6 protein-coding genes are annotated in these 6,999 nt (G+C 63.6%); 2 read left to right on the top strand and 4 right to left on the bottom strand.

Annotation, left to right across the window (positions count from 1 at the left end):
* The 4 genes from MOV75_RS04030 to MOV75_RS04015 form a co-directional block, all read right to left on the bottom strand.
* Positions 1–1,787: PAS-domain containing protein (locus MOV75_RS04030; protein ID WP_247004892.1), on the bottom strand; the 1,787-nt coding region annotated here is incomplete at its 3' end.
* Between the two features lie 233 nt (positions 1,788–2,020).
* Complete coding sequence (locus MOV75_RS04025; protein ID WP_246924041.1) at positions 2,021–2,896, bottom strand: acyl-CoA acyltransferase; 876 nt, start codon at positions 2,894–2,896, stop codon at positions 2,021–2,023.
* A gap of 116 nt (positions 2,897–3,012) precedes the next feature.
* Positions 3,013–3,993 (bottom strand): amino acid--[acyl-carrier-protein] ligase, encoded by a 981-nt coding sequence (locus tag MOV75_RS04020; protein ID WP_246924044.1) that lies wholly within the window; start codon positions 3,991–3,993, stop codon positions 3,013–3,015.
* A gap of 53 nt (positions 3,994–4,046) precedes the next feature.
* Complete coding sequence (locus tag MOV75_RS04015; protein WP_247004890.1) at positions 4,047–5,264, bottom strand: acyl-CoA dehydrogenase family protein; 1,218 nt, start codon at positions 5,262–5,264, stop codon at positions 4,047–4,049.
* Between the two features lie 356 nt (positions 5,265–5,620).
* On the opposite strand from MOV75_RS04015, the gene MOV75_RS04010 reads away from it, so the two are divergent.
* Complete coding sequence (locus tag MOV75_RS04010) at positions 5,621–5,893, top strand: phosphopantetheine-binding protein (protein WP_246920088.1); 273 nt, start codon at positions 5,621–5,623, stop codon at positions 5,891–5,893.
* A 219-nt stretch (positions 5,894–6,112) separates the two neighbouring features.
* Positions 6,113–6,988, top strand: coding sequence for an S-methyl-5'-thioadenosine phosphorylase (locus MOV75_RS04005; protein WP_246920091.1), 876 nt, complete (start codon positions 6,113–6,115; stop codon positions 6,986–6,988).
* Positions 6,989–6,999 lie beyond the last annotated feature (11 nt).

Raw genomic sequence — 6,999 nt, 5'->3', positions numbered from 1 at the left:
TCCTTCAGGCGCGCTGCGACCCAGCGCAGCAGCCGGTCGCCGGCGGCATGGCCGAGGCGGTCGTTGACGGTTTTGAAATTGTCGAGGTCGAAGCACAGCACCGCCATCGCGCCGCCGGCGATCGCGACCTGGTTCAGCCCCTCGCCCATCTTCTCGCGGAACAGCGTGCGGTTGGGCAGGTCGGTCAACGAATCGTGCCGCGCCATGTGCGCGACGCGGGCCTGGGCCTTGTGGCGCTCCGTGACGTCTTCGTAGGTGACGACCCAGCCGCCATGCTCCATCCGCTTGTGATTGAGCTTGATGATGCGGCCATCGCTCAAATGGCGGTGCAGCGTATGCTCGCCCTCGCGCAGCCGCTCGACGTAGTCAGCATAGAGTCGTGCGGCCGTGGTGTTCGGATGGATGCCGAGCTCGCAGCTGTGCTCCATGATCTCGCGCATCGAGATGCCGGGCTTCACGACGTCAGGCGACAGGCCGTACATCTCGATGTAGCGGCGGTTGCAGACGATCACGCGCAGGCTCGAATCGAGCATGCACAGGCCCTGGCTCATGTTGTTCAGCGCCGCATCAAAGCGGCGATACTGCTCGCTCAGCTCCTCGATCGCGTGTTCGCGCTCGGTGATATCCTCATAGGTGGCGACGAAGCCGCCCTCAGCCAGTGCGCAATAGCGGACCGAGATCACGGTGCTGTTGGACATGCGTCGGCGCATCGGCGAGGAATCGCGGTTCGCGATTCTTTCGCTGGCGGCTGCCAGAAGCTGTTGGGGGCTGTATTCCGAAGCAAAAGCGCCGTTCGCCATCGACCGCTCGATCAGCTCGGAGAGATGTGTGCCGGGCCTGGTCTCCTCCGGCGATAGCCGGAAGATCTCGCGATAGGTGGTGTTGCAGACGCGCAGGCGCATATCGCTGTCGTAGAAGGCGAGCCCGTGCGCCATGTTCTCCAGCGCCGCATCGAGGATGAAGTTCTGCTGCCTCAGTGTCTCCTCGTATTGCAGCCGCTCCGTGACGTCCTCGTGCACGGTCACCCAGCCGCCATCGGGCAGGAAGCGGGAGACCGCCTGCACCATGCGCCCGTCATAGCGCATCACCAGCAGGGATTTCGCCTTTCTGGCGCGCACGTCCTCCAACCTGGAGTTCTGGAATTCGTCGGCCGGCATGCCCGGCAAATTGCCGCGCGACATCCAATGGTCGATCACCGTGGAATGCGAGACCCCGGGCCTCACGATCTCGGGATCGAGGTTGTAGAGGTTCAGGAAACGTTCGTTGCAGACGACGACGCGGCTGTCGGCATCGTACATGATGAGGCCGTGCGACATGTTGGAGAGCGCGTGCTGGCTGCGCTCGGTCTGCACGCGCAATTCCGCCTCGAGCCGGGCGAGGCGGCTGACATCGTCGCAGATCGTCATCCAGCCGCCTCCGGGAAGCGGCTTCAGCTCGAGCGACATGACGAGGCCGGTCGCAAGCCGCTGCTCGGTCCGGAACGGCTTTCCCCCTGCGATCTGCGCGATCCGTGCCGAATACAGCGCGTCGAGCTCGCTTTCCGGAAAGTTGCCGCGCCCGGCGCTGTGCGCGAGCACCTCGCGGTAGCTCGTGCCCACTCGCACGATGTCGGCCGACATGTCGAACAGCGACAGGTAACTCTGGTTGATCAGCACGATCCGGTTGTCGGCATCGTAGACGCAGACGCCCTGCTCCATGTGGTCGAGCGCAAGCTGGCTCAGCGCGACCAGGGCCTCCGGGCCCTGCTCGCGGCGTGCACCAAGCTCGTTGTCGCGGGTCGACGTCATGGGGTCGGCGGGATCTCGGCGGGCAATAGATTTAACGCAAACTAATTCAGCTACTGAGCGTAGCGAAGAGGCGGGAAAATTCCCTTAAGCGCAGTAGTTTACGGAGGGTGACTGGCGATGGAGAGCGAGCGCGCAAACGGCCGACCGGCAAGGCGATAGCCCGTAGCCCGGATGAGCGTAGCGATATCCCGCATGTCGCTGCGCTCATGCGGGCTACAGAGCCGGGCGTTGCGCTACGGCCCGTACAACACGAGTTCCGTATCCGTGAGATCGCCGAGCTGCGGCCGATATGGGCCCCTGAAATATTTGCGGCCGCGCCGCTCGGTATAAATACCGACCAGGCCGGGGATCGGCTCGTTGGAATCGATCGCCACCGAGATCTTGCCGAGCCGGAGCAGCAGCCGGCCGATGCGGCCTGCGCAGGCGGCATATTCGGCAGCGCTGCGGCAATAGATCAGCTTCATTGCAGGGGGCGCGATGAAGCCGCGGCGGATGCGCACAGGTTGCAGGATGAAGGGGAATGTTCCCTTCGGCGTGCGGCAGACGAGGCTGAGGCAATTGTAGCGCGCATGCCGCGTCAGAAGCTCTGTCTCGGCGTCGGAAAGCCCTTCGATCGTCTTGGCGTGAGGCGAGATGACCTCGATCTCGCTCCAGCGCGGGACGCGCGCCAGTGCAGGGACCGAGAAGAAGATGCCGCGGCAATAGGCGCGAAAGCCCTGCGTCTCGATGATCGGCCAGGTCCACGGCGCCGGACTGATGTTGAAATAAGTCACGTCCTTGTGCCGCTGCGCGATCTTGGTCAGCAGCGGGGCATAGTTGCGGTAGGCCGGGTCGACATACCAGCTCGACAAGTTGCACTGGATGGCGGTCTCGTCGCCGTTCTTCCGCGCCGTGTAGATCAGCAGCAGCACGCCGACCGGCGTGCCGTCATTATCGAGCATGTACCCGAAGCGCGGATAGCCCTCCGGTACGGAGCGGAAGGCCTGCCGGCGCAGACCCTGGATCCAATAGTTCCGCGAGCGGCCGACGAAGCCGCGCGTCAGCAGGTCCGCGACCGCTTCGGCGTCGGACTCGGTGATCTCGCGGCATCGCACTTTGGTGTGAATCACGCTCGTCTTACCCGTGGAAATGACAGGCCTCGTTTGGTCTATTGTTTCAGCATGATCTTTTCGGAAACCGCTTCGCACTTTGCGCTAACGCGGTCCTTCGGATCCGGATCATGCTCTTAGCGCCAGCCTTCGACATGGGCATCGGCCGTGCCCCGCGGCTGCAGGCCCAGGATGTCCCGGACCTTGGCAGGCCAGGCGGAAAGGTCGGTGCCGTGGGTGTGGAACATGGCGACAGCAAGCCGGTCCATGCCGAAGGCGACGCAGCCGGTGTGGGCCGGCTCGCCACTGGCATCCTGGATTCCCCAGGTCGTGCCGAAATGCTCACGGTGATAGTTGAAGCTCATACAGGCCGTCGGCTGCTCTTCCGAGCGCAGCGGAATGAGGAGCTCGAACTTGAGCTGCTGCTGCTTCTGGCTCACCGCCTTCATCTGGCCGACGCGACCGAAGAAAGGATCGCTGGCATAGTCGACGCGGAAAGTGAGGCCGAGGTCAGTCGCGATCTTCTGCGCGCGCACCATCCAGCGCTCGCGGAAATCGGCGACGTCGTCGGGGCTGCCGATGCAGACATATTCGCGCATCCGGAACGATTGCAGCCGGTCGAGATGCTTCGACGGCTCGCGGCGGAAGCAATCCGCGGCAACGTCGAAGCGCAGGCCGCCCTTCGGCAGCTGGCCCCGGCTCGCCGCGATCGGATAGACCGGATAGCAGGCGGCAGGCGACAGCACGAGGTCGGCGGGCGACAGCGAGGTGGTCCAGTCGCCGCCGGCATCGAAGCGGCTCACCGCGGCGTTGATCTCGCGTTCCGTCCCGTGCAGGCCGCAAACGCAGCCAAGCAGGTTCGGGAAGCTCTTGAGGTAGCCGGATTTTTCCAGCTGAGCCCGGCTCATGACCGGCGGGAAGCGCATCACCTCGGTGCCGGTCTCGCGATGGCTCGTGATCAGCGCGGCGAGCTTCTCGACGATGCCCTCATAGAGCGCGGTACGGGCATAGACGCCGTCGGCGCCCATGCGGTGGAACAGCTTGTCGGCGAGATGATCGAGCGGATCGATCATCTGCGGCGCGGTCGCGGGCGAATCGGGAAGAATGGCAATGTTCATGTCGCGATGTCCTGCTATCTCAAATTGTTCTTGTTGGTTCGGTCGTCAAACACTTAGTTGCGAAGGCTGCTTGGCACGCCGCTCATCAGCGTTGATGTCGCGGCATTGGCCAGAATGCGGTCGTTGTTGATCATGATCGGGGACGACAATACGTCGCGGAGGTGCCGGCCCATGGTGAACTCGCCGTCGTTGCGGTAGCCGGAGAGGCCGGCCGTACGCATGGCATGCATCACGGTTTCGACTGCGAGCTCGGAAGCCTGCACCTTCAGAAGCGTGATCGAGGACTGGAAGTCGAGCGAGGCGAGCGCGCGCTCGTCATGCTCGGCGTGGGCAAAGGCGTCGATGTTGGCCGATAACAGCGCGCGCAGCTTGGCCAGCGACATCTTTGCGGCGGTGAAGTGCGCGGCGGCCGGCGGCATCTGGCCGCCGGAGCTGCGCGCCGCCTTGCGGATGAAGGCCTGTGCGCGGGTCACGGCTGCGGCGGCGATGCCGGCCCAGGCCGACGACCAGCACAGATGTGCGAACGGCGTCATGGTCTGGGCGTGGATCTTGTCGTAGGATTCCGGAAAGACGCGATCGGCGGGGCAATCGACCTTCAGCTCGAAACCGGTCGAGCAGGTGCCGCGCATGCCGAGCGTTTCCCAGCCGAGCGTCCGCTTCAGCGAATAATCGTCCTTGGCAAGCGCCAGCAGCACCTGATCGGAGGCAGCGGCCTCGGTGGCGCGGCGGGCAATGGTGACGAGGCCATCGGCTTCCGCGCCGTAGGAGATCACGGTGGCGTCGCGCACCAGCGAAACCGTGTCACCGGCGTGGTCGACGGCAGCGGCGCTGGCGCGGATGTTGCCGCCGTTCTGGCCTTCGGTGGTGGAGGAGGCGAGCAGCCATTGGTCGCGGGCGACCCGGCGCATCATGGTTTCCATCCAGGGGATGCCATGGCCGTGCCTGACGACGCAGGCAACCTTGGTCTGGTGCATCGCGTAGATCATCGCGGTCGAGGCGCAGGCGCGTCCGAGCGTGTAGCAGATGTCGGTGACGTCGTAGATGGAGGCACCAAAGCCGCCGAACTCGACCGGGATCATCACGCCGAGCAGTTTTTGTTCGCGCGCGACCTCGAAAGCCTTGTGCGGGAAACGGGCATCGCGATCGACCCCATCGGCGTCGGCCGCGGCAGCTGCGGCGGTCCGGGCGGCGCGCTCGATCAGGGAGGGACCTTGCTCCAGGAAGCTCGTCTGCGTTTCGTCGACAGTAAGGACTGCTTCACGCACGTTCATACTCGTCCGCCTCCGGTTTGCCGTTCGAGATCGCCGGCATCATTCGCGATGCGCGTAAGCGATCCTCCGGCCATCTTTGCTTGTGACACGAGGCTACGGATTTAATTCAAATTCGTCGATGAAATAGAGGGTAAACAAAGTCCAATTCCGAACGAACAGTTAAGGTCCGGTTGTTTGCATCTCCCGATTTTCCAGCATCGCGTTAGGAATCTGGAAGAAGCCCGAATTCCAGACAATCTGAGTCATCGTTTACTAAGAAACGCAAAGTATGAGTGCCGCCCATTGCGGGACCGGCTGCCCGTGCCCATCGTAGCCGTAAGCGGTCCGAACTTTGACAGACAGACGGGAATTTGCCGATGCAAGCCTTTGATACCGAATTGCGCAATCGCATCATCAAGCTGGTGAAGGGTATCCTCGAACAGAATTCGCTCATCGCCGACGTCACGCCGTCCGCCAAGCTCGTCGATGCCGGCCTGACCTCGATGGACATGGTCAACCTGATGCTCGGCGTTGAAGCCGAGTTCGATTTCACTATCCCGCAATCCGAGATCACGCCGGAGAATTTCCAGTCCGTCGAGACGCTGGAGCGGATGGTGGCTGCCCAGCTGCGGCTGGCGACGGCGGCGTAAGCCGGCTCTCTCCTCCGTCATTGCGAGCGAAGCGAAGCAATCCAGACTGCCTCTGAGGCGGCGGTTTGGATTGCTTCGTCGCTTCAGCGCAAAATTGCTTCGCAATTTTGTCGCGAGCTCCTCGCAATGACGCCGATCGAGACTATCCCCCGTTCCAAAACCGCCCCAAAGCTGGCATAGCTTAACCATGTCCAACGTGGCGAACGGGGTGGAGCAGGCATGACGCAGGCGGTATTGGGCATCATCGGCGGCTCGGGCATCTATGACCTGCCGGGCCTCGAGGGTGCGCGCGAGGAGGTGATCGAAAGCCCCTGGGGCGAGCCGTCGGCTCCCTTAAGGCGCGGCACTATCGCCGGCCTGCCGATCGTGTTCCTGCCGCGGCACGACAAGGGCCACCGTCTGTCGCCCTCCGACATCAACTATCGCGCCAATATCGATGTGCTGAAGCGCGCCGGCGTCACCGACCTGATCTCGCTGTCGGCCTGCGGCTCCTTCAAAGAGGAACTGCCGCCCGGCACTTTCGTTCTCGTCGATCAGTTCGTCGACCGCACCCACAAGCGTGAGAGTTCGTTCTTCGGCCGGGGCTGCGTCGCGCATGTGTCGATGGCACATCCGGTCTCGCCGCGGCTGCGCATCCATCTTGCCGCGGCGGCCGAGGCCGAGGGCATCGCGATCGGGCGTAGCGGTACCTATGTCTGCATGGAAGGACCGCAATTCTCGACATACGCCGAGAGCGTGACCTACAAGACGCTGGGCTATTCGGTGATCGGCATGACCAATATGCCGGAGGCCAAGCTCGCGCGTGAGGCGGAGATCTGTTACGCCACCGTGGCAATGGTGACGGATTTCGACTGCTGGCATCCCGACCACGATGCCGTTACCGTACAGGACATCATCCGTGTGCTGACTTCAAATGCCGACAAGGCGAAGGCGCTGGTGGCGCGGCTGGCGAAGGATTTCCCGCGCGAGCACGAGCCGTGCCCGATCGGCTCGGACCGGGCGCTCGATACCGCGCTGATCACGGCGCCCGAGGCACGCGATCCCGAGCTCCTCAAGAAGCTCGATGCGGTGGCCGGGCGCATCCTGCGCGGTTGAGGCGCAAGAAG

The organism is Bradyrhizobium sp. PRIMUS42 (assembly GCF_023006515.1).
In the GTDB taxonomy this organism is placed as follows: domain Bacteria; phylum Pseudomonadota; class Alphaproteobacteria; order Rhizobiales; family Xanthobacteraceae; genus Bradyrhizobium.
This window is presented reverse-complemented; position numbering and strand designations above follow the sequence as displayed.

What these genes read in the sequence shown, in the direction of transcription:
- MOV75_RS04015 (WP_247004890.1), bottom strand. Translation starts at nt 5,264, where the DNA reads ATGAACGTGCGTGAAGCAGTCCTTACTGTCGACGAAACGCAGACGAGC.
- MOV75_RS04005 (WP_246920091.1), top strand. Translation starts at nt 6,113, where the DNA reads ATGACGCAGGCGGTATTGGGCATCATCGGCGGCTCGGGCATCTATGAC.
- MOV75_RS04020 (WP_246924044.1), bottom strand. Translation starts at nt 3,993, where the DNA reads ATGAACATTGCCATTCTTCCCGATTCGCCCGCGACCGCGCCGCAGATG.
- MOV75_RS04010 (WP_246920088.1), top strand. Translation starts at nt 5,621, where the DNA reads ATGCAAGCCTTTGATACCGAATTGCGCAATCGCATCATCAAGCTGGTG.